Here is a 21,231-nt window from a genome sequence, read left to right on the forward strand (position 1 = left end):
TGTGCCTTTAAATCTGATTATGTCTGACTCTACATATCCTCCCTTCTATTTTACCCACAATTGACCCTGCGTGGGAACCCCGTTAATCGTCCTCCATTCGTATATTCGGATCATAATCGGCGACGACGAGCACATCCATATGGCGTCCGTGCCGCAAAATCGATTTCACGACGGGCTTACGAAGAAGCGATTGCCAGAAGCCGCGAGCGGACTGCCCAACGATCATCTGGGTGCTGTGATGTTGAAGCGCCTTCTCCAGAATAACTTCCGGCAATTGCTTATTAGACTCGCAATGCTGGGTCTCATATTTCCCGCCCAATCTATCGGTCAAGTCTTGCAACGCTTGTATTCTCTTGCTCGTTTCAACGCTTATGGACTGGCCGACATGAACATACATAACATGCCAATCCGCTTTCAGGCGATGAGCGATACGGAATCCCCTACGGATAAGCCGATCCGCGTTAGCGCTAGTCGTCACGCACACGAATATGCTTTCCCGCCTCCTCCACGGGCCTCTAAGCGAGCCGTTCCGCTCCCACGATTCGAGCCTTTCATCCACATCATCCGCAATTTCTCTTAGCGCCATCTCCCGTAGTGCGATCAAATTACCCATTTTGAAAAAATGTCCGATCGCTTGCGCCACCTTATCCATCGCATACACTTTGCCTTCCCGCAATCTCTGCTGCAAAGCTTTGGGAGCGACATCGATGAGCTCTACCTCATCCGCTAGCCTCAGAATGTTATCCGGTACCGTCTCCCGAACGCGAACTCCCGTAATCTGCTCTACGGCGTCGTTCAAGCTCTCCAAGTGCTGGACGTTCATCGTCGAGATGACGGAAATTCCCGCCTCCAGCACTTCGAGGACATCGTCGTATCGCTTCTTGTTGTTACTGCCCGGGACATTCGTATGGGCTAGTTCGTCGATCAGAACAACCTCGGGATTGCGGCGAAGGATCGCGGGAACGTCCATTTCCTCAAGCTCGGTGCCCTTGTAATTGATTTTCGCGCGGGGCAGCGTCTGAAGCTCGCCTACCTGCGCTCTCGTCTCCGCTCGCCCGTGCGTCTCCAGCAACCCGATGACCGCGTCGATTTTCTTGCGCAGCAGATCGTTGCCTTCTCTCAGCATCATGTAGGTTTTTCCTACGCCAGGTGCCGCTCCGATATAAACTTTGAATTTACCGCGCTTGATCCGCCCGATCTTCCGCTCGATTTCCTCCGGGCTTAAACGGCGATAAGGTTCGGAGTCCGCATGGGAGGCCGTCGATTTCGTAGGTAGCACTCTTTCCCCGTCGTAATCGGCCCGATCCGCTATGAAAAATACATCGACGTTTTTGGTTTTTCTCAGAATGCCGTCCGCGATCGAGCCCTGCCAGAAATCTTGCCACATACTTTGCTTAGAATGGCCGAGCACGATCCTCGTTACGTTGTTAAGAGTCGCGTACCGGACCAATGTGCCGGGCAATCGGCGTCTCGTCGGTAGCGGCAATTGTTCGAACGATGCGTCTATTTTATTCGCCAGCTTCTCTATGGAACGTTTGAACTGCGCCGCTTCTTTGGAGAGGGCCTTCCGCGGATTCACCAGCGTTACGATCTTCAAGTCTCCGCCAAGCCTCTTGGCAATTTGTTGTCCTCGCCGTATGTGAATCGAGCCGTTCCAATGGTACTGCGCCGAGACAAGGATGCGCTCTGTCGCTCCGGAAGGACCGACTAGCCCTTGCTTCTCCCGATGCTTCTCCAGCGACTCGTTTACGTCTTCGGCCATCAGCCGCAGAGCAAGTTCGCGCAGCTTGCCGATGTTCCCTCTCTTCAGAAGCTTAGGATCCTTGAGGTTTAGATTGGGGAGATTCCCCTCATCCATCCGTTTCAAAATCGTTTCCGGGCTGACGTCGATCAGACGCACCTCGTCAGCAAGGTCCAACGTGTCTGCCGGGACCGTCGCCTCCGCTTCAATGCCCGTTAGCCTCTGGGCAAGCTCGGTAACTCCCTCCAACTCGTAGACGTTGACGGTCGCAATGACGCTGATGCCTCGCCCAAGCAAGTACTGGATATCCTCCAATCTCGTGGGAAATCTAGCGTTCGGTCGGTTCCTATGGGCTAGGCCGTCTACTAGAACAACCTCCGGATTGCGCTGTGCCAGCGCTTCGAGATTGAGATCCTTTTTCTCCACGGCGCCATTCATCCAGTGAATGCTCGGAATTTTCTCTAATCCTTGCAATTGCTCCACCGTTTCGGGCCGTCGCATCGTGGATACGGCGCAGACGACGACATCTATGCCTTGGCTATGCAGCGTCTGGCCTTCGCGCAGCATATGATAGGTTTTGCCAGAGCCGCTAACCGCACCGATTATGATTTTTAAGCGGCCGGTTTGGATTTTCAAGATCGAATGCAGCAGCTCTTCCGGCGTCTTGCGGCGAAAGCTTTCCATTGCCTCGTTTCTCCTTTCCGATTTAAAGCAGCCACGCCGCTCTAATCTACCGGCTATACATCTTCCGGGAGAATAGAGCGGCAGCCTGCCCGCTTATGAAGAGACATCCCTCAGCATAAGCTGTTACTCTCTATGATTTAATTAAAGCTTGTAAATCAAGATTAAGCTTAAGCACATTGATCCGCGGTTCTCCGAACAAGCCCAAGTCGCGCCCTTCGGTATGCTTCAAGACTAATTTCTCCAACTCCGCCACCGCCACGCCAGTCAGATTGCTGATCCGGGGGATCTGGACTTCGGCGGATTCCGGGGTAATGTGCGGATCGAGACCGGAACCGGAGTTGGTAATCAGAGCGATCGGCAGCTTGGAAACCGGAACGTCAGGATTATTCTTTTTCCAGGCATCGATGGAATCCTGCGTACGTTGCAGCATATCCGGATTGGACGGAGCATAGTTGTTCGATCCCGATCCGGCCGCATTGTAATCAATACTCGATACGCGGCCTTGGAAGTACTTCGGATCGGCGAAACTCTGGCCGATCAGCTCGGAGCCGATCACGTTCCCTGAGGAATCCTTGATCAGGCTTCCGTTTGCGTTATGCGGCATAATCGCTTGAGCAATCCCCGTTGTCGCAAGCGGATAAATGATGCCGCACAGAATGATAAAAACGATACTAGCTCGCAAGGCGACTATGAAATAGGAAACTCCGGTAGCACCGGGGTAACTCGCTGCTCGATTACTCATATTTTTCCCCTTCCTACACCCAAAGATGAACAACCAAATCGATCAACTTGATGCCGATGAATGGCACGATGACGCCGCCGAGGCCATAAATAATGATATTGCGGCTAAGCAGCTTCGACGCGCTCAGAGGCTTGTAAGCTACGCCCTTCATCGCCAAAGGGATGAGCAACGGAATAATAATGGCATTAAAAATTAATGCCGATAAAATCGCCGACAACGGGGAGCCAAGCCCCATGACGTTAAGAACGCTCATCTCGGGAATCGCCAGAATAAACATGGCGGGAATAATCGCGAAATACTTAGCGATATCGTTCGCGATACTGAATGTCGTAAGCGCGCCGCGCGTCATAAGCAGCTGCTTGCCGATCGATACGACCTCGATAATCTTCGAGGGGTCGGAGTCCAAGTCCACCATATTGGCGGCTTCCTTGGCCGCAATCGTCCCGCTGTTCATCGCAAGTCCTACGTCCGCTTGAGCCAGTGCCGGCGCATCGTTCGTGCCGTCTCCCGTCATCGCGACAAGCTTGCCTTCCGCTTGCTCCCGGCGGATCAAGGCGATCTTGTCTTCCGGCTTGCTCTCCGCCACGAAATCGTCCACCCCGGCTTCGCGCGCGATCGTTGCCGCCGTCAACGGATTGTCCCCGGTACACATAATCGTCTTGATGCCCATTTGGCGCAGTTGGTCGAACCGTTCGCGCATGCCGGGTTTAACGGTATCCTTCAAATAAATAAGGCCATAGATCCGATTATCGACCGCGACCGCTAGCGGGGTTCCACCTTCGCGAGCAATACTATCGCCGCAAGCGTCCAGATCGATAGGAATGCTTCCGCCTTGCGCCGCAACCCATTTCTTCACCGCATCGACTGCGCCCTTACGCACCTTGCGTCCATCCGGAAGATCGACCCCGCTCATCCGCGTTTCCGCCTTGAACTCGATAAACTCCGCACCGGCAGCCAGGGAAACATCGAACGTTAACTCCATCATCTTCATCAATTCCAGCACCGAGCGACCTTCCGGCGTTTCATCGCTCACCGAACTAATAGCCGCCCATTCCCCTACCGTCCGAACATCCGCTCCCCCGACCGGAACGAACTCGCTAGCCATCCGGTTCCCGTAAGTGATCGTCCCCGTTTTATCCAAGATCATCGTATTAATGTCCCCCGCCGCCTCCACGGCTTTACCGGACATGGCTAACACGTTGAACTGCGTCACCCGATCCATTCCGGCGATCCCGATCGCCGAGAGCAAACCGCCGATCGTCGTCGGAATGAGACAGACGAGCAAAGCGATCAACACCGGAACCTTCAACTCTATATCCAAATACCCTGCGATCGGCCCCAACGTCACGACGACAAGGAGGAAAATAATCGTTAAGCTAGTCAGCAACGTGTTAAGCGCAAGCTCGTTCGGCGTCTTCTGACGTTTAGCGCCTTCCACCAAAGAGATCATCCGGTCGATGAAAGATTCCCCCGGATCGCTTGTGATTCGCACCTTGATCTTATCGCTGACGACACGGGTACCGCCCGTCACGGAGCTGAAATCTCCTCCCGCTTCCTTAATAACGGGCGCGGACTCCCCCGTTATAGCCGATTCATCGACAGACGCCAAGCCCTCAATGACTTCGCCGTCTCCAGGAATCATCTCCCCTTGGGAAACGACCACCACATCGCCTTTGCGCAAGTCAACAGACGAAACAACTTTAACGACGCCTCCGACAACTTTGTTCGCGTTGATCTCTTTTTTCGAATTTTTCAGCGAGTCCGCTTGCGCCTTCCCCCTGCCCTCCGCCAACGCTTCCGCGAAGTTCGCGAACAGGACGGTGAAGAGCAGGATGATGAACACCGCGAGGTTAAATCCGACATCATCCTTCGTCCCGAAATACCCGAGAAATAGCGTCATCAGCAGAACGACGACCGTACCGACTTCGACGACGAACATGACGGGATTTCTCATCATGCTCACCAGGTTTAATTTTACGAAGCTATCCTTGACCGCACGGCTCACGATCGCGGAGGTTAGCATAGATTTACGATTAGCACTCATGAACGGTTCACCTCATCCTTAGCCTAACTTCAAGTGCTCTGCGATCGGTCCCAGCACGATGGCCGGCAGGAATGTCAAAGCTCCGATTATCAATACCGTTCCGATTAAAATGCCATAGAACAATTTGTTGTCCGTCCGGAAAGTGCCGACCGTCTCGGGTACCCATTGCTTGCGAACCAGCGATCCGGCGACAGCCAGCATGGCGATCATGGAAATATAGCGTCCGAACAGCATGACAAGCCCGGTGGTCATGTTCCAGAAAGGCGTATTGTCGGCCAATCCTTCGAAACCCGAACCGTTATTGGCTGCGGAAGACGTATATTCGTACAGTACTTGAGTGATCCCGTGAGATCCCGGATTCGAAATGCTCCCTTGGCCTAGATCGGTTAGGAACGCGATTGCAGTCGGAGCCAATATAATGAATGGATGCGCCAGTATGGCGATGGCGATCAGCTTCATCTCCCTCGGTTCAATCTTCCTTCCTAAGAACTCCGGCGTTCTTCCGACCATTAAGCCACATAGGAACACGCCCAACATGGCGTACATCAACATATTGATAAGTCCGACGCCTTTACCTCCGAACACGACGTTGAGCATCATTTCTCCCAGAGTCCCAAGTCCTCCCAGCGGAGTAAGCGTGTCATGCATATTGTTGACCGTGCCCGTCGTCGCCGCGGTCGTGACCGCCGAGAACAACGAGGACTGCGGAATTCCGAACCGAACTTCCTTCCCTTCCATGCTTCCTTGCGACGAATCGATTCCCATCGCGTTAATCGCGGGGTTACCGCGCAGCTCCGAGAAATAAATCAAGGACAAGAACAGCAGGAACAAAGTCATCATCGCGCTGAAAACAACCCAGCCTTGCTTACGATTCTTAGCGAATCGTCCATATACGTAAGGAAGCGCGGCCGGTAGCGTCCACATGGACAAAATCTCGACGATGTTCGTCAGCGAATTCGGATTCTCGAACGGATGCGCCGAGTTGACCCCGAAAAATCCGCCTCCGTTAGTGCCAAGATGCTTGATGGATTCAAGCGCCGCAACCGGCCCCATGGCAATGCTCTGCACCGCGCCTTCAAGCGTGGTGATCGTCAGCGTCGGATTCAACGTCAGAGGAACTTGCAGAGCAACCAGCAGCAAAGTAACCAAGACAGCCGCCGGAATGAAAATACGGGTATGCGCTTTGACGAAATCCTCGAAGAAGTTCCCGATCGTCTCTCCCTTGCTCGTAATTCCGCGAATGAACGCCATCGCCACGGAAAACCCGGTAGCGGCCGAAGTGAACATCATCATCGTAATGACGGCCATCTGCGAGAAATAGGACACGCCCGATTCCCCGCTGTAATGTTGCAAGTTCGTATTGGTCATGAAGCTGATGATCGTATTAAACGAAAGCGTCTGCTCCATGTTATCTATGCCGCTCGGATTGAACGGCAAGTATTTCTGTAGCCGTAAAATCAAATAACCGACGGCGGTAAGCACGATATTGGTTAACAAAAAGCTTAAAGCGTATTTTTTCCACGTCATCCCGTCGCGGTTTTTAAGCCCGATCAGCACGTAGATGATTTTCTCGAACGGTCCGAATATACGGTCTTGCCGGCTCTTTTCATTAGAGAATACGTGATATACGTAAGTCCCGACCGGTTTCACGAGCAGCACTAGCACCGCTAGGACAATAACAATTTGCAGAATGCCCATTGACTTTCCTCCTCTATCTCAATCACAACCAAGCATCTCGATCGATGCCGGCTAGAACTTCTCCGGGTTCACCAAGGCGTAAATTAAATATAGAAAGATGAATACGGTAAATATCGATACGATGATCATTTCCGCTCTCCTCCTGCCTCGTCGACAACCCGATTGCACCAAACCAAGAAGCCATAGAACAAAGCGAATGTTCCGGCCAATATCAGAACCATATACAGATCGAGCATGGAACAGCCTCCTTTACGTTCTCGATATCAAATCATCGGTGATCAGAAAAGCATAATCTTGCGCATTGCTGTGAATGACGTAATCGACGCCCAAGCCCTTATATACGTTCCTAGGATTATGGCTACCCGTAATGACGTATACAGGTTTGGAAGTCCAACTCCGGCAAATCTGGACGTACCGGCAGCATAAATTCAAGCTTTTCTCGAAAAGATATACTTTACCGACGCCGACTTCGGGGATCATCCACGAATCTTCCTTGGTCGTATTCACCACGATGATGTGTTCTGCCCCGAGGGCTCTAATTCGTTCGTATTCGGAAACGTTATTCACGATCGCCGCGAACGGAATATTCCTTTGCTTCAATAACTTCATGAATCGTTCGCCTGCGACATTCGGGGCCGATACGAGCACGACATCCCGGTTACCCATTCCATTCATCTCCTGTCTCAATTCCGAAAGAAGGCAACAAAAAAGAAGCCTTGGGAAGAAGAACTGCGAGGAACTCTTCTCGTGGCTTCCTGGGCACGGCTTAACAAGCCGCCTCCAATCACGATGGACGTTGCCTCTCATGGTACGCTTACGAGGTTAGCTGTCGGATTCGGGCGTGAGAGTCGCCCTACCTTCCGGCTTGAAGCTCTAAGCTTCAGCCTTCCGGATTCACCCCGTGGATTCCTATCGTTCCGGAATCCGTTTGGTTCCCCCGCTTTCCGGTTAATTACCGGCAATTCAGCGATAAATTGACATAACAAAAACCGCAGAGGGTTAACCCTGCGGCCGATTCGGTCACAAGCTCATCATCCTCTCTCCACTGCACGCATCCCTATCAACTATAGGATGCGCCCATCAACGCTTACGAGGTTAGCTGTCGGATTCGGGCGGTGAGAGTCGCCCTACCCGAAGCGTCTGCATCCTAGGTGCAGTTAGCTTCGGGATTCACCCCGGATGACGATGCCCGGCTCTCACACCGGTCACGCGCCATCGATTGGTTCCCCCGTTTTCCAGTTACGGAAACTCAGCGATTACGAATGGAACAATATCAAAATCATGAATCGAATATTACTCCTGCCCCTAATCTTTGTAAAGCAATGCCAATTCCGGCAGAGACGCGTATTCCTTCAACGAAGTAAATCGTACCGCTTACATTTGTAAAAACCTGTAGCATGCTCTTCCTAGCTCTCTATTTCTCTGTTTTACACAAAATAAACTCCTGCTCTTTTCACCTATTTTCATAAGATAACCTCTCTAAAAATGAAAGAACGAGCTAGAGAGAGCTTGAGCCTACCAATCGCGTGAATGAGGTACTTTTACCAGATAAAATATCCATAATTTGACCGAAATCGGCATATGGAAGTGTTATTTGGGGGTGGCTTTATTTTACAAAGATTTGCCGAACCGCGATCCTCAAGCCGTGGTTTTACGGCGTTAAGGGGCGGCCCCGGTGGATTCCTCTTCGAGCAAATGATATGATACGAAAGGACAAAGAGGACAAGGGGGATCTGAAATTGTACGTCGCAAAAAAACGATTGGCCTTTTCACTTCTTACGCTAGTCGCCCTTCTGCTTATCGTAACGGGCTGCGGAGCGAAGGAAAAGGCAAGAAACTCAACTGACCCGACAGCCAGCACCGGTGCTGCGGCATCCACGCCAACACCAACACCATCACCATCACCATCACCATCACCATCACCTACTGAGGAGGCTTCCCCAATGAACGGAGTAGACACATCCGGCGATAACCCGATCGTCACGATCGAGATGGATAGCGGCAAAATCATCAAAGTCGAGCTTTACCCGAAGGTCGCGCCGAACACGGTAAACAACTTTATTTCCCTAGTTAAAAAAGGCTTCTACGACGGAACGATCTTTCACCGCATTATCCCGGGCTTCATGATCCAGGGCGGCGACCCTGACGGTACCGGCATGGGCGGTCCGGATTATTCGATCGCAGGCGAGTTTACGCAGAACGGCTTCGAGAACAACCTGAAGCATACGGCTGGTGTCCTCTCCATGGCGCGCGCGCAAAATCCGGACAGCGCAGGCTCGCAATTTTTCCTAATGGTCGCGGATGCGCCTCATTTGGACGGAGCTTATGCGGCGTTCGGTAAAGTTACCGAAGGCATGGACGTCGTGAACGAGATCGTCAAGTTGCCTAGAGACGCTAACGATCGCCCTGACACGCCTCCGGTCATGAAGAAGGTTACCGTGGATACGCGCGGAGCCGACGCTCCTGAACCGGAAGTCATTAAGTAAGACCCCCTTACGCTAATCGTAGTGGGCCATACTCTCGATGGAACGGGAACGTTATCTATCCCTTCCTCGGCAGCATGGCCCCTCTTTTATATTCCGTCACCCAGATCCGTAACGATTTTCGCTAAGAAGGGATTCACGCCATATGAGCTTCCAACAGCTTCTTTCTGTTATTCCTATCGTGGAACAAGTCACTTCCTATTCTTCCTCCCAAAAGATAGAGTGTAACACGGGTATCCATGTTCTTCTCGTTGTCCGGCTTGGACACATCACGATCGCTTCACCGGATCAAGAGCCTCTCGTTTGTACGGCTGGCTTTGCGGGCTGAGGCGCGAGGGCTCCTAATTTGTTCGACCGGCCGGTTACTCTGGCTAGGGATTACGTTGGCCTGGCGTCCGCAAACCTTTCGATAAATTTTTAGCTCTAGCTTAAGCGAACGGGTTAACGACAAAGCCGACAGGGCTCCCTGTCGGCTTTGCTTCCATAGGGAGTAAATAAAGCGGTTTTTCCGCTTTAAATCAACTAAACAAGGCACATAGGGAGTAAGTTGAGCGGTTTTTCCGCTTTAAATCTCGATATTGGTCGCCGTTTGCGGAAATAAAGCGGAGTAACGTTCTTAACAGTAAAGTAGTGTGTATTTTGGGGATACTCCTAAGTGGCAAGACCTAAATAGTAACGAAATATACAGTTAAATAACTGTTTCATAGCTCAGAGAGCAAAATAACGGGAAAGTACATTTATTTATGACGAAATAGGCTACTTTCTGGAACTAGCGGTGAAATAGATGTATTTATACATTTATCTCTGTTTTCATAGTGGGTTTTCTTTAAAATAACTGTATTTATACATTTATTTCATCCGGGTTGCGGGGTTGCGGGATTGCCGGGTTGCCGGGTTGCTGGGTTCCGGGGTTCCGGGGTTCCGGGGTTCCGGGGTTGCAAAAAAAGCCAACCCCGAAAGGTTGGCTTCTCTTTGATCGATTCATTTGAAGTCGCTGTACGGGATCTCGAACTCCGGCATACCTGCCGCGTAAGGCGTGTACTCGTACTGTCCGAAGTACATAACCACGCCGTTATGCTTCAGAAAATAGTCCCTATCCGGCTCGATCGTCTCGAACGGGCTGAGTAGCCAGATTCCGCGCGCCTTAATCAGGCTCTTAATCTTGGCGTTGATAATCGAGACATACTTGGCGTTACCTCCCGTAACATCCTTCAACTTCAGGAGCTCTCCCGTTGCAAGATCGAACGTATATGGCACGCGAGCAGTCGAGCCATGCGCTCCGCCCGTGTAGATATAATAGTCTACATACAAGCTTAGTTTGCCCTGTTCGTTGTAAGTGATCGTATAAGTCCCATCGAAGGTCACATCCGGGAGAGTCTCATCCGTGACTTCGCCGAGCGATTCTTTAATAGATTCCCGTGCAGCCTTCGCGTTCGCTTCCGCTTCCGATTTCAACAGGTCGTTGACCTTTTTCTGGACAGTCGCATCAGCGAAATCCGAGATTTGCGGATAATGAATCAGCAACGAACTATTCTTGCTCTCTTCTTTAATGACGCCGGACGTAATCTTAAGGTCATTCTCTTTAATCGTTTCGACCCCGATCACTTTCGTAGCCGTATCGTAAGAAACTCCATACCCCATTCGCTCCAGCAGGAAGCGAAACGGAACATAAGTCGTGCCGTTCTGGACAATCGCCGGCAAGCCGTATATTTGTTGATCGTTCAATTCCGCGCTGCCATCCCTCAAGTTAAGTACGAGCTCCCGGTCCCGACCGGTTACGGTGACCGTTTGCTTTGCCTTGCTATAATCCGTGTTCAGCCCAATGCTCTTGTTCAGGCTGCGAATGGCAATATAAGTCGTGCTATCGATGTTGATCGCCGACAAGTTCGTACGAACGCCATTGACATCAATCGTTTGATTAATGCTCTTGTATGAGTTAAAACCCGCAGCATGAACCTGTTGCTGGGATACCGTTAATGAAGAAGACACTAGCGCCGCCCCAACCGCCACCGCGATTAACGTTCTTTTTCCCGTATTCATTCCAACCTTCTTCACATCGCTTCGCTCCTTCATCTATACAGATAAGTTTGGATCAGGTACTCTTACCCTATATAGACGCATCAGTCACAGGAAAGTTCGATTTTAACAATGGGAATTAGTTACATTTATACGACAATGGAAATCGTTCATAGAGAAATCAATAGGCGGTGCATTTAGTTGTTGGACAACGAAAAAACGAGGGCTGGGAGAAACCGGACGATAACGCTGAACGACTCCGAGAGAATCAAGTATAGCGCGCGTCTAATCACTTTAACGGAGAAAACAAAACCCGAGGAGATCCTTAACCACACGATTAATCAAGATCTGTTCCAAGCTATAGATTACTTGCCGGATGAATTCGTCGACCTCTTATTCGTCGATCCGCCTTATAACTTAACGAAATCCTTCAACGGCAAAACCTTTAGCCAAATGAATCATTCGCAATATACCGATTGGCTGGACGCTTGGTTTTCGCGAATCGTCCGCATATTGAAGCCTAATGCAACCGTGTATATTTGCGGCGACTGGCGATCGAGCCATTCGATCTTCGAGGTCGCGTCCAAGCATTTGAGCATCCTCAATCGCATCACCTGGGAACGCGAGAAAGGCCGGGGAGCGCTTGCCAACTGGAAGAATGCCTCGGAGGATATTTGGCACTGCACCAAATCGGGCGAGTATAAGTTCTATGTCGATCGCGTGAAAATAAAACGGAAAGTCATCGCCCCCTACCGTACGGAAGAAGGCGATCCTAAGGATTGGCACGACGACTCCGACGGTAAATTCAGGCTGACTCACCCGTCCAATCTATGGACCGATCTCACGGTCCCCTTCTGGTCGATGCCCGAGAACACGGACCATCCGACCCAGAAGCCGGAGAAGCTGCTCGCGAAGATCATTCTCGCCAGCTCGGACGAGAACGACGTCGTATTCGATCCTTTCAGCGGCGCGGGAACGACCTCCGTCGTCGCCAAGAAGCTCAACAGGCGTTACGTAGGCATCGAGATCGACGAAACCTACTGTTGCTTAACCGAGAAGCGGCTTGAGATGGCAGAAGCCGAACCTTCCATTCAAGGTTACTCGGAAGGCGTCTTCTGGGAGCGAAACACGCTGCGGGAGCAAGGCAAATCCACCAAAACAAAGGGGTAGTCAGCAGCTCGTTGGCAGATCAGTTGACACCCGTAACCGACCATGCTATGGTGAACGCATATTGGCATCCGCAGTGACTCGCGGGGTCACTATTGTTATCATTACTCGTAAGGGGAGTGCACAACGAATGATTCAAGTTAAGGAATTCTTAGATACAGATATGTCTCTAGCAGAAAAAAGAGTAAACGAGTTTCTAGCGGAACTAAACGACGATCAAGTCATTAACATTTGTTACGGATCGATCAACAAAGTGACGCCGACTAAATTAAGCGAGCAAAGAAGCGCTATTCTAGTCGTATATAAGAAATAACCCCTTCAAATGATACGAAACGGGATGGATCAAGGGTTACCCCCTCTCCATCCCGTTTCTGTTTAGTTCTAACATCTCTTTAAATCCGCTAAGCAGAACTCCGAAAGCAGCCAGGAAAGTTGGCCTCAATCTTCCCATCAACTGATCGACCGATTCTTCGGAATGCGTATAGGTCGATACGATTCCATGTAGAGTAAAGAAATAGATTCGACTGCACATCAACAACCGTTCATCCTCCCGGCCAAGCCGCAAACAAGCTTGCAGAACGCCCGTTAGTTTTCCGAACATCTCATTCCGCACTTTGTTTATTTCCAGTTCGGGAGCTTGTTCATCGACGCGAACGGACTTCACGTTGAAGAATAAACTGTACATATTGCGATTGGATAAGCAGAACTCAACGAAAGCCAGACTGACGTTGTTCAATTTCTCCTCCGGCTCGCCGCTCCCAACCAATAATTCCTCCATTTGGCTCGCTAAGTTCTGAAGAGGCGGAAGCGAAAGCTGCTGAAGCAGCGCTTCTTTATCTTTAAAGTAAATATAGATGGTCGTATGAGAGCAGCCTGCTTCCTTAGCAATTTCGCGCATCGTTACGACATCGTAGCCTCTGCCGGCAAACAATCGTCCCGCAGCTAGCAGAATGCTTTTCTTCGTCTCTTCCGAGCGTTGCTCCTGTTTGGTTAACACCTTTTCCCACTCCGTCCCGTTTCTTTGCCCCAATTGTAACCAACGGTTACAGAGTAGTCAATTTCGCCTTCATCCCTGCGAACGGGAGCATCTCGAGTCCAGCCATCCGCACAAAATCGTAAATAAGAGTAAATAGACTATAAAACTCATCCTCCAGCCCTCCCCTAGAATAATCCCGCAACATCCGTAACCAGAGATAACACGAGCAGAACTCCCAGTACGGCTGAAGATAGGTAAGCGGTTTTCCTCTTACCGCTGCCCGATGCTTTCACGACAGATCGGGTGTACAAGGCGAGACCTGCCACAATCAAGATTAACTCCAAAGCTACAGATACTCCTTCAACCTTCCAAGCGCCCAGTCCGAGTAGTGGAAGATGCCCGATGTTGCCCGGCAATAGCGGCATATCCGCACGATGAACGATAAGATCAAGCAGCCAATGGCTGAAGGTTACCGCCCCTATCGTTCGTCCCGCTCGGACACCCCACATCCGCTTCGCCAGCATGCCCGCTAACGATGCGATCATTAAAGCTCCAAGCAAGGAATGCGTGTAATCCGCATGAATGATCCAATCTCCATAACCGCTGCCCGGTTCTCCTTCCATCGTCTCGGCCCCGGTTAGCAAGAAGGGAATAAACGCCACATCCAGTAATTGAGTAGCGAGCATAAGCGCCCAGAGAGGTACTTCCTGAGCCTGCGCTCGCACCCCTGCCGCCAATCCGAAATGTCCTGCGAACATAAAATTCACTCTCCCAAATATAACTATAAATTTTTAGTAACCATCGGTTACTAACCGTTGGTTATATAGTAACCACTGGTTATATTTATGTCAAGAAAAAAAGAACGCCGGAGCGTTCTTCGGTTATTTCACCTTTATTTGCCGATAGGAATTCCGCGAGACCGCCGCCCTTCGAACACGGTCAGTTCCTTATAGCCTGCTCCGATCGCCGCCGTGCGGGCTTCATCCAACAGCTGCCCGATATCGTCTGGAAAGTGGGAGTCGGAGGAGAGCGTTATCGGAACGCCGTGCTCCGCGAGAACGGACAGGAACAACGGACTCGGACAAGCTTCCGCGACCGGGTAACGGTAAGCGAGACCGGTATTGATCTCCGTAGCTACGCCGGCGAGAACCATCTCTTCCGCGATATGACGGTAATAGGGGATCAAATCGGCTTCTCGGTCCGGACGAAACCCGAATACTTTGAGATTGTCGGGATGGGCAATGATATCGAACAACCGTGATTGGCAAGCTTGCCGGAGGAGCCCGAAATACCGCCCATATGCCCCCATCGGTTCCATATCCGCGAATTGCGACTGCGTCTCGGGATTGTCGAAGCCCCAGCCGTCCATAAAATGAACCGAACCGATGACGTGATCCCAGTCATACCCCGCGAGCAGCCGACCGAGCTCCGCTTCGCCCCCCTCGAAGAAATCCGCCTCGATTCCGAGCAAGAGATCCGGGCGGTCTTTTTTCGCCTTCGTAATAAAGGTTACGAATTCATCCAACGAGGTGACGCACACTTGGTTAAGCCAAGCTTCCTGCAGTCGCCCGATCGGACTATCGTCCAGTAGCATGTGCTTCTCATAATAGCTTCGACATTCGCGAAATCGATAGAGATGATCGACGACTCCGAACGTGCTGATTCCTCGCGAACGGCCCGTTACCAGGTAGCGGTCCAGCCATTCCTCGCTGAAGCAACCTTGCCGCATTCGAAGATCGAGCTTCGCGGACATCTCTTCCGCCCAATCCTGAGTATGGCCCGGCCCTTTCCCTGTAGAAGCGCTCACATCCGTAGCTACCAGCGATTGCATGGTGCGCGAAAGCCAGCGGAGCGAATAAGGTCCTTCTTCTAGGTGAAAATGCATATCAACCTTCATCATCTATCTCCCCCCGCCAAGTATTCCGCGCGAACGGGAACGACGGGTTATCTTGAATAGTCATGGCCGGCGAAGGCTCCAGTCCCAAACATTGGCACATTAACGGAGCCACGCTTAGCTGCGCAAGAGTTTGCCCTTCCATCAGCGGGATGGTCGAATCTCCGACGATATAGAGCGGAACGAGCCGTTCCTCGCTTGCCGTTCCTCCATGCTGGCCATTCGCATCCATCCCATGGTCCGACGTCACGATCACGCGATAACCTTCCGACAGCCAGGCCGGAACAAGCATGGCGAGCATTCCGTCCGCCATCCGCACGGAACCGTCGTACTCTTTGCTCTCCCCTCCGAACTTATGGCCGGCATCGTCGATATTCATGGAATGAATATATAGAAAATGCGGATCATACGCCGTGCGTAAATATTCTGCGTCCGCGAACAAATGGCTATCCGGGTAATGATCCTCGAAATAAAAGGCGCCATGCTGGATCGGTTTGCTCTCGTCATGCTGATGACGGTCGCGAACCGGATTAAAGGGAGCGGAGTTATACAGCTCGCTGACCCAATGGTAAGCTGCGGCAGCCGTCCTTAAGCCCGCTCCGGCAGCAAGATGAAAGACGCTTTGCTCCAGGCTTAGACGAACAATATGATTGGTCGTAATGCCATTTGTATATGCCGGGGTACCCGTTAATAACACTTCATATAATGGCCTCGAGAGGCTGGGCAGCTCCGACTTCACTTGATAACAGACCGCCTCGCCTTGCTCGACGAGGTGCTCCAAGTAACCTAAGCATCTACGGGCCGTATCGTAACGAAGTCCGTCCAATACGACGACGATCAGTTTGGGAGACTGCGGTTGAGCCATCCTCTTCACACCTTTCCTTTTGCTTCTATCCATTGAATGCGGTGCGACTTCAGAGCCGGCATCCACTCTTTAGGCGGCGCTACGTTGCTTACGATCGTATCGATCCGGCGAATCGGCGCGAGCTCGACGAACGCTTCCTTGTCCAGCTTCGAATCGTCCGCAAGCACGATCGTCTGGCTTGCCGCCGCGACCATCTTCCGGGAAAGCATCGTTTCGTCCAAGTCGTAATCGCTCGCTCCTCGCTGCACGGAAATTCCGCCAATCGAGATGAACGCCTTATCTACGCGAAATTGCTCCATCACCCGTTCTCCGAGCGCTCCGGACAAGGACTGCTGCTCCGGATTAAGCTGCCCGCCTATGACGATGATTTTGCCCGAAAAACGTCCTTCGATGACCGATTCCATGAGATGGTAGGCCACTGCGATGGAATTCGTAAGCACGGTTAGCCGTTCCTTGCCCGAGATCGCCTTCGCCAGTTCCAAAGTCGTCGTTCCGACATCGATAACGACCGTATCGCCCGAATTGATGAGTTCGGCCGCCCTCATGCCGATCTTCGCTTTCTCTTCCGCTCTCACTTTCTGGCGGAGCAAATACGGCGGTTCGAAGTTGGCTTGCTTAGTCCCTACCGCCCCTCCGTAAACGCGCTTCACTTGCCCCTCTTTCTCCAACTGAACAAGATCCCTTCGGATCGTTTCTTCCGATACGCCGCATTGAAGAGACAACTCCTGTACCTTCACTTGGCCTTCCTGCCTAAGCTGCTCGAGAATACTCCGTTTGCGTTGTTCCGACGATACCGACATTCTTAAGCTCCTTCCTTCTCCAATTGCAGCAACTGGGAAGGATCGAGCACCAATCGGACCGCGCCTCCATCTTCCGAGCGGCGCGAACGTCCGTCGTTCAGAATATCGATCGTTAACCGGACCCCTTCCGCTTGGACGAAATAACGAATAATATTACCGAGGACGTTCACCGATTCAATCGTCCCTTCCACGATGCGCTTATCCCCCTGCGTTCCCTCGCTATCCTCCGCATGCAGCGGAAGTAGCTTCACGGACTCCGGCCGCAATGCGAAGCTATCCGCCGAACCGACCCCTTGGCCGAACAGCCGAACGGCTTCCGTTCTGGCTAATACGTTATAGCTGCCCATGAACCGTGCGACGAATTCGGTGCGGGGAGTCGAATACAAGGCTTCCGGAGAGCCATCCTGCACGATATGCCCATTGTTCATGATGCAGATCCGATCGGATAACGTCAGCGCCTCTTCCTGGTCATGGGTAACGAAGATCGTCGTCATCTTCAACCTCTTCTGAATCTCGCGGATTTCCATTCTCAAGTTTTTACGGATTTTCGCGTCGAGCGCGCTGAGCGGCTCATCAAGGAGCAGAACCTTCGGCTGCACGGCTAGCGATCTCGCAAGCGCGACCCGCTGCTGTTGCCCGCCGGATAGGTGCTGCGGGAACGCATCCCTCTTATCCGCCAGATCAACCAGAGCTAGCAACTCCTCGCACCGTGTCTCTCTTTCCTTTTTGGCGACGCCTCTCATCTTAAGCCCGTATTCCATATTTTCGTAGACGGTTAAATTCGGGAACAAAGCATACGATTGAAAGACCATCCCCACCTCGCGACTGCGCGGCGGCAGGCTGGCGATATCTTTGCGCTCAAGAATAATTCGCCCGCCATCGGGCTCGGTCAGACCTGCGATACAACGTAATAGCGTGCTTTTCCCGCAACCTGAAGGCCCTAACAGAGTGACGAGCTCGCCCTCTTGTATCGTTAGATCCACATTGTTCAACACGGTCGAAGCCCCGAACGTCTTCCGTATGCCCTGAAGCTCCAAGTACGACGTATTCATCTCTCCACCTCCCTGTTCATTTTCTTGCCTAACTTCATCAATATCGTAGACATGACCAGAATGAATAAGAAATAAGAAATTGCGATCGCGCTTGCCAGATGCCCGCTTTCCCCGACCCGTTGGTACAAATACACTTGAATCGTCTGAATATGGCCGCCGACCAGCATATTCGTAAGCACGAACTCGCCGAACAGGACGGAGAAACTAAGCAACGTCGAGATGATCACGCCCGGCCAAATATTCGGCAGAATGATCGTCACGAACGCTCTCATCCGAGAAGCCCCGAGCAATTCCGCGGCATTAAGCAGCTCAACCGCCGAGACGGTAAGCAAGCTGTTGCGGATCCCCTGGTACATATAAGGGAGCACGACGACGAAGTAAGCTCCAATCAAGATATAAGCCGTTCCGGCAATATTGATCGGACCCGAAGAATAGGTACGGATAAGCCCGACAGCAGCCACGACTCCGGGAACGGCATACGGCAGCACGACTAACCCTTTCATGAACGTTTCCCATTTCGGCAAGTACACCGTGATGACGAATACGGCAGGCAACATCACCGCGAGGCTTAATGCGATGCTGATAAGACAGAGATATAGAGACGTCCATAACGCTTCGAGAAACCGGATATCCTTGAACATCTCCCGGATCCATTCCAATGTCCAGCTCTCGGGAAGAACCGTTGTCTGCCACTCCTTGGCGAATCCATATAGGAAGGTGGCGAGCAGCGGAAGCAGCAAGTAGATCATGAGCAACAACATAAGCGTCCGATGCGTCCAGCTTGATCTGGATTTGATCATGGATTCACCCCCTCTTGGACTGCATCGCCTTGCCGCCGACCGCGGGACCGGGAACGCTTGAGGTTCGGATTGGATGCATAGGAGGCGGTAAATTGCTGCGAGCGCTTAGACATTTTATGGTTGAGGACGACAGCCAGCAACGTTGATAATGCCAGCAGTACCGCTAACGCGCTGCCGAGCTCCGGTTGGTTCACGACATCTCCCGCTACCAAGGAGCCAATCCGGATCGCCAGCAAATTGTAATTGCCGCCGACGAGCGCATATGCCGTTGCATACGCTCCCATGGCATTCGCGAACAAGATACCGAGCGTTCCGAATATCGCCGGAGTCAGCATAGGCAGCCCGACGGTTCTCCAGAACTGCCATCTGCTAGCGCCGAGTAACGCCGCCGCTTCCCGCCATTGATCTCGAATTCCGTAGAAGGAAGGATACAATAACAGCAACGCGAGCGGCACTTGAAAATAGACGTAAACGAGTACAAGCCCCGTCCAGCTGTACAAGTTGAAACCGGAGAAAATATCCCAGCCCCACTGCTTGAACAGAAGGGTGAACACCCCGTTATTGCCCAGCAAAATAATATAAGCGAAGGCGAGCGGAACGCCGGCGAAATTCGAGGTCATGTTGGATAGCATAAGCAGCCTGTCCCTGATCCTTGGCGTAAATCGGGTAATCGAATACGCGCAGAGAAGCCCGACGATAATCCCGATCAAGCTAGAGTAAACCGCGATCAGCAAGCTATTCTTGATCGCCTTCAAATAATAGGCGCTGTGAAAGATTTTATCGTAGTGGGCGAACGTAAAACCCGAAGCGCCCGACTTGCTTATACTTCCCGTGAGCATAGACAGGAGCGGCGCGAATTGGAATGCCAGCACCATCAGAGCGAAGGGAACCAATCCGAGCAGCATCCAGCGGTTTCTAGCCTTCATGCCTTCCACTCTCCTATGGCGGTATTAAAACGGGCGCCCTCGCCACGCGGACGAAGGCGCCCCATTGCTGCTATCCATGCCGCATCAAGCGGCAATCGGTTAATTGATATGGACGAGAACGCGCTCCTGCCATTGTTCCGGAATGCTCTTAGCCGTATCTTCCCATACCTTGTAATCGCCGACCGGCTTCGCGTTCGCGTAATCTTCCTTCGGCAACAGCTTCGCCGCTACGTCGTCCGGAAGCTTCACGCTGTCTCTGATCGGTCTGGCATAACCTTTAGCTAAATTGATCTGTCCCGCGTCGCTAAGAATGTATTCCCGCGTCAGCTTAGCCGCGTTAGGGTGCGGAGCGTATTTGTTAATGATCGTCGCGTATCCGCTGACGACGCTGCCTTCTTTCGGAATCGTTACCGCATACTGATCCTTGCCAAGCTGATCTCTATAGTTAAGAGCGTTGAAGTCCCATAGTAGAGTGACTTCGACTTCGCCCTTCTCGATATTAGCGAGCGATGCTTCTACGTTAGCGATTCTGTTGTTCTTCGCCAGATCCTCGAAGAACGCAAGTCCGGGCTCGATATTCGACTCGTCACCGCCGAAAGCCATCGCGGCGGCCAATACGGCCATTTGCGCTTGAGCGGCTTTCGTCACGTCTCCCGTAACGATTTTATAATTGCCATTCTTCAGATCTTCCCAGCTTTGCGGCGGGTTGGCTACGAGCTTCTTATTCGTAAGGAATGCGATTGTCCCTTGATAGCCGATCAACCAATGTCCGTCTTTGTCTTTTGCCCAAGCGGGAATTTCGTCCCAGTGCGAAGTTTTATACGGTTGAGTGACGCCTTTCGCGATCGCTACGGAACCGAACGCAATGCCGACATCGCCAATATCCGCCGTCGGTTTATCCTTCTCCGCATCGAACTTGGCAATTTCCTCCGCGCTCGACATATCGGTGTCGGTATGGGAAAGTCCGTACTTGGATTGAATATCCTCCCACGTGCCTTTCCAGTTCGCCCAAGAGTCCGGCATGCCGACGCTGACGACGGAGCCCTCTTCTTTCGCTTTCGCTTCGATTTCGGTTAAGGATAATTCCTTGGCATCCGAACTATTCGCTTTATTATTGTTTCCGCCTCCACAAGCAGCAAGCAGCACGACGAGTAATGTAAGGATCAGCCCGACGGCAAGCTCTTTCTTCAACCGATTTTTCATGATTCCCTTTTCCTCCCATGTGGTTTTTTGTGGGGTGTCTCTTTAGTCTTGTTGTATTCTACCCTTCACAACTATAGAACTGTTCTATTTCCGAGGAATTAACCGGGATGATATAGTTTGTAAAAAAAGATACGGTGACG

20 protein-coding genes and 2 riboswitches are annotated in these 21,231 nt (G+C 51.8%); of the genes, 4 read left to right on the plus strand and 16 right to left on the minus strand.

All coding sequences use genetic code 11. The features are described from left to right. Positions 1–82: 82 nt before the first annotated feature. The 6 genes from L3D05_RS11805 to L3D05_RS11825 all read right to left on the minus strand — a co-directional run bounded on the left by L3D05_RS11805 (position 83) and on the right by L3D05_RS11825 (position 7,575). Positions 83–2,425 carry a histidine kinase gene (locus L3D05_RS11805; protein ID WP_239616252.1) on the minus strand — a complete coding sequence of 781 codons (2,343 nt, stop codon included), beginning with the start codon at positions 2,423–2,425 and terminating at the stop codon, positions 83–85. Positions 2,426–2,555: 130 nt separating this feature from the next. Next, a complete protein-coding gene (gene kdpC, locus L3D05_RS11810) occupies positions 2,556–3,167 on the minus strand; it encodes a potassium-transporting ATPase subunit KdpC (RefSeq protein WP_239616253.1) in 612 nt (203 codons plus the stop codon). 13 nt (positions 3,168–3,180) lie between these two features. Beyond that, positions 3,181–5,211, minus strand: coding sequence for a potassium-transporting ATPase subunit KdpB (kdpB, locus tag L3D05_RS11815; RefSeq protein WP_239616254.1), 2,031 nt, complete (start codon positions 5,209–5,211; stop codon positions 3,181–3,183). Between the two features lie 18 nt (positions 5,212–5,229). Further along, positions 5,230–6,909 (minus strand): potassium-transporting ATPase subunit KdpA, encoded by a 1,680-nt coding sequence (gene kdpA, locus L3D05_RS11820; RefSeq protein WP_239616255.1) that lies wholly within the window; start codon positions 6,907–6,909, stop codon positions 5,230–5,232. Positions 6,910–6,960: 51 nt separating this feature from the next. Then, on the minus strand, positions 6,961–7,038 hold the full coding sequence (locus L3D05_RS26720; RefSeq protein WP_369417972.1) for a potassium-transporting ATPase subunit F: 78 nt from the start codon (positions 7,036–7,038) through the stop codon (positions 6,961–6,963). 120 nt (positions 7,039–7,158) lie between these two features. Next, entirely contained in the window at positions 7,159–7,575 is a 417-nt protein-coding gene (locus L3D05_RS11825) for a hypothetical protein (RefSeq protein WP_239616256.1), read from the minus strand. A 129-nt stretch (positions 7,576–7,704) separates the two neighbouring features. Continuing rightward, a riboswitch (cyclic di-AMP (ydaO/yuaA leader) is annotated at positions 7,705–7,888 on the minus strand. A gap of 90 nt (positions 7,889–7,978) precedes the next feature. Next, positions 7,979–8,174: riboswitch (cyclic di-AMP (ydaO/yuaA leader) on the minus strand. Positions 8,175–8,648: 474 nt separating this feature from the next. Between L3D05_RS11825 and L3D05_RS11830 the strand changes: the two genes are divergently transcribed. Both L3D05_RS11830 and L3D05_RS11835 read left to right on the plus strand, forming a co-directional pair. Further along, positions 8,649–9,395: a peptidylprolyl isomerase gene (locus L3D05_RS11830; RefSeq protein ID WP_239616257.1), complete on the plus strand. Its 747-nt coding sequence runs from the start codon at positions 8,649–8,651 to the stop codon at positions 9,393–9,395. Positions 9,396–9,537: 142 nt separating this feature from the next. Then, on the plus strand, positions 9,538–9,720 hold the full coding sequence (locus tag L3D05_RS11835) for a hypothetical protein (RefSeq protein WP_239616258.1): 183 nt from the start codon (positions 9,538–9,540) through the stop codon (positions 9,718–9,720). Positions 9,721–10,373: 653 nt separating this feature from the next. Here the strand turns inward: L3D05_RS11835 and L3D05_RS11840 are convergent. Continuing rightward, positions 10,374–11,447 (minus strand): PdaC/SigV domain-containing protein, encoded by a 1,074-nt coding sequence (locus tag L3D05_RS11840; protein WP_239616259.1) that lies wholly within the window; start codon positions 11,445–11,447, stop codon positions 10,374–10,376. A gap of 162 nt (positions 11,448–11,609) precedes the next feature. On the opposite strand from L3D05_RS11840, the gene L3D05_RS11845 reads away from it, so the two are divergent. Next, positions 11,610–12,578: a DNA-methyltransferase gene (locus L3D05_RS11845; protein WP_239616260.1), complete on the plus strand. Its 969-nt coding sequence runs from the start codon at positions 11,610–11,612 to the stop codon at positions 12,576–12,578. 127 nt (positions 12,579–12,705) lie between these two features. Continuing rightward, positions 12,706–12,888 (plus strand): sporulation protein Cse60, encoded by a 183-nt coding sequence (locus tag L3D05_RS11850; RefSeq protein WP_239616261.1) that lies wholly within the window; start codon positions 12,706–12,708, stop codon positions 12,886–12,888. Between the two features lie 36 nt (positions 12,889–12,924). Here the strand turns inward: L3D05_RS11850 and L3D05_RS11855 are convergent, their stop codons facing one another. From L3D05_RS11855 to L3D05_RS11895, 9 genes are all read right to left on the minus strand, one after another. Next, positions 12,925–13,572: a TetR/AcrR family transcriptional regulator gene (locus L3D05_RS11855; protein ID WP_239616262.1), complete on the minus strand. Its 648-nt coding sequence runs from the start codon at positions 13,570–13,572 to the stop codon at positions 12,925–12,927. 164 nt (positions 13,573–13,736) lie between these two features. Further along, the gene (locus tag L3D05_RS11860) at positions 13,737–14,309 is read right to left on the minus strand and encodes a permease (RefSeq protein ID WP_239616263.1); all 573 of its coding nucleotides are present in this window, start codon (positions 14,307–14,309) and stop codon (positions 13,737–13,739) included. A gap of 134 nt (positions 14,310–14,443) precedes the next feature. After that, positions 14,444–15,448 (minus strand): PHP domain-containing protein, encoded by a 1,005-nt coding sequence (locus tag L3D05_RS11865; protein ID WP_239616481.1) that lies wholly within the window; start codon positions 15,446–15,448, stop codon positions 14,444–14,446. After that, positions 15,438–16,310 (minus strand): alkaline phosphatase family protein, encoded by an 873-nt coding sequence (locus L3D05_RS11870; RefSeq protein ID WP_239616264.1) that lies wholly within the window; start codon positions 16,308–16,310, stop codon positions 15,438–15,440. The genes L3D05_RS11865 and L3D05_RS11870 overlap by 11 nt, the downstream gene beginning before the upstream one ends. A gap of 5 nt (positions 16,311–16,315) precedes the next feature. Further along, positions 16,316–17,110 carry a DeoR/GlpR family DNA-binding transcription regulator gene (locus L3D05_RS11875; protein ID WP_239616265.1) on the minus strand — a complete coding sequence of 265 codons (795 nt, stop codon included), beginning with the start codon at positions 17,108–17,110 and terminating at the stop codon, positions 16,316–16,318. A gap of 2 nt (positions 17,111–17,112) precedes the next feature. Further along, positions 17,113–18,162, minus strand: coding sequence for an ABC transporter ATP-binding protein (locus tag L3D05_RS11880; RefSeq protein ID WP_239616266.1), 1,050 nt, complete (start codon positions 18,160–18,162; stop codon positions 17,113–17,115). Continuing rightward, positions 18,159–18,962, minus strand: a complete 804-nt coding sequence (locus tag L3D05_RS11885; protein ID WP_239616267.1) for an ABC transporter permease — start codon at positions 18,960–18,962, stop codon at positions 18,159–18,161. Before L3D05_RS11885 ends, L3D05_RS11880 begins: the two co-directional genes overlap by 4 nt. Further along, entirely contained in the window at positions 18,959–19,888 is a 930-nt protein-coding gene (locus tag L3D05_RS11890; RefSeq protein WP_239616268.1) for an ABC transporter permease, read from the minus strand. The genes L3D05_RS11885 and L3D05_RS11890 overlap by 4 nt, the downstream gene beginning before the upstream one ends. Before the next feature lie 99 nt (positions 19,889–19,987). Next, positions 19,988–21,091 (minus strand): ABC transporter substrate-binding protein, encoded by a 1,104-nt coding sequence (locus L3D05_RS11895; RefSeq protein WP_239616269.1) that lies wholly within the window; start codon positions 21,089–21,091, stop codon positions 19,988–19,990. Positions 21,092–21,231 lie beyond the last annotated feature (140 nt).

The sequence above is a fragment of the Cohnella mopanensis genome, assembly GCF_022352055.1.
Taxonomy (GTDB): domain Bacteria; phylum Bacillota; class Bacilli; order Paenibacillales; family Paenibacillaceae; genus Cohnella; species Cohnella mopanensis.

Bases quoted from the DNA above. Each gene is read 5' to 3' on its own strand.
- L3D05_RS11805 (WP_239616252.1), bottom strand. From the start codon at position 2,425: ATGGAAAGCTTTCGCCGCAAGACGCCGGAAGAGCTGCTGCATTCGATC.
- kdpC (WP_239616253.1), bottom strand. From the start codon at position 3,167: ATGAGTAATCGAGCAGCGAGTTACCCCGGTGCTACCGGAGTTTCCTAT.
- kdpB (WP_239616254.1), bottom strand. From the start codon at position 5,211: ATGAGTGCTAATCGTAAATCTATGCTAACCTCCGCGATCGTGAGCCGT.
- kdpA (WP_239616255.1), bottom strand. From the start codon at position 6,909: ATGGGCATTCTGCAAATTGTTATTGTCCTAGCGGTGCTAGTGCTGCTC.
- L3D05_RS26720 (WP_369417972.1), bottom strand. From the start codon at position 7,038: ATGATCATCGTATCGATATTTACCGTATTCATCTTTCTATATTTAATT.
- L3D05_RS11825 (WP_239616256.1), bottom strand. From the start codon at position 7,575: ATGGGTAACCGGGATGTCGTGCTCGTATCGGCCCCGAATGTCGCAGGC.
- L3D05_RS11835 (WP_239616258.1), top strand. From the start codon at position 9,538: ATGAGCTTCCAACAGCTTCTTTCTGTTATTCCTATCGTGGAACAAGTC.
- L3D05_RS11850 (WP_239616261.1), top strand. From the start codon at position 12,706: ATGATTCAAGTTAAGGAATTCTTAGATACAGATATGTCTCTAGCAGAA.
- L3D05_RS11860 (WP_239616263.1), bottom strand. From the start codon at position 14,309: ATGTTCGCAGGACATTTCGGATTGGCGGCAGGGGTGCGAGCGCAGGCT.
- L3D05_RS11865 (WP_239616481.1), bottom strand. From the start codon at position 15,448: ATGAAGGTTGATATGCATTTTCACCTAGAAGAAGGACCTTATTCGCTC.
- L3D05_RS11870 (WP_239616264.1), bottom strand. From the start codon at position 16,310: ATGGCTCAACCGCAGTCTCCCAAACTGATCGTCGTCGTATTGGACGGA.
- L3D05_RS11875 (WP_239616265.1), bottom strand. From the start codon at position 17,110: ATGTCGGTATCGTCGGAACAACGCAAACGGAGTATTCTCGAGCAGCTT.
- L3D05_RS11880 (WP_239616266.1), bottom strand. From the start codon at position 18,162: ATGAATACGTCGTACTTGGAGCTTCAGGGCATACGGAAGACGTTCGGG.
- L3D05_RS11885 (WP_239616267.1), bottom strand. From the start codon at position 18,962: ATGATCAAATCCAGATCAAGCTGGACGCATCGGACGCTTATGTTGTTG.
- L3D05_RS11890 (WP_239616268.1), bottom strand. From the start codon at position 19,888: ATGAAGGCTAGAAACCGCTGGATGCTGCTCGGATTGGTTCCCTTCGCT.
- L3D05_RS11895 (WP_239616269.1), bottom strand. From the start codon at position 21,091: ATGAAAAATCGGTTGAAGAAAGAGCTTGCCGTCGGGCTGATCCTTACA.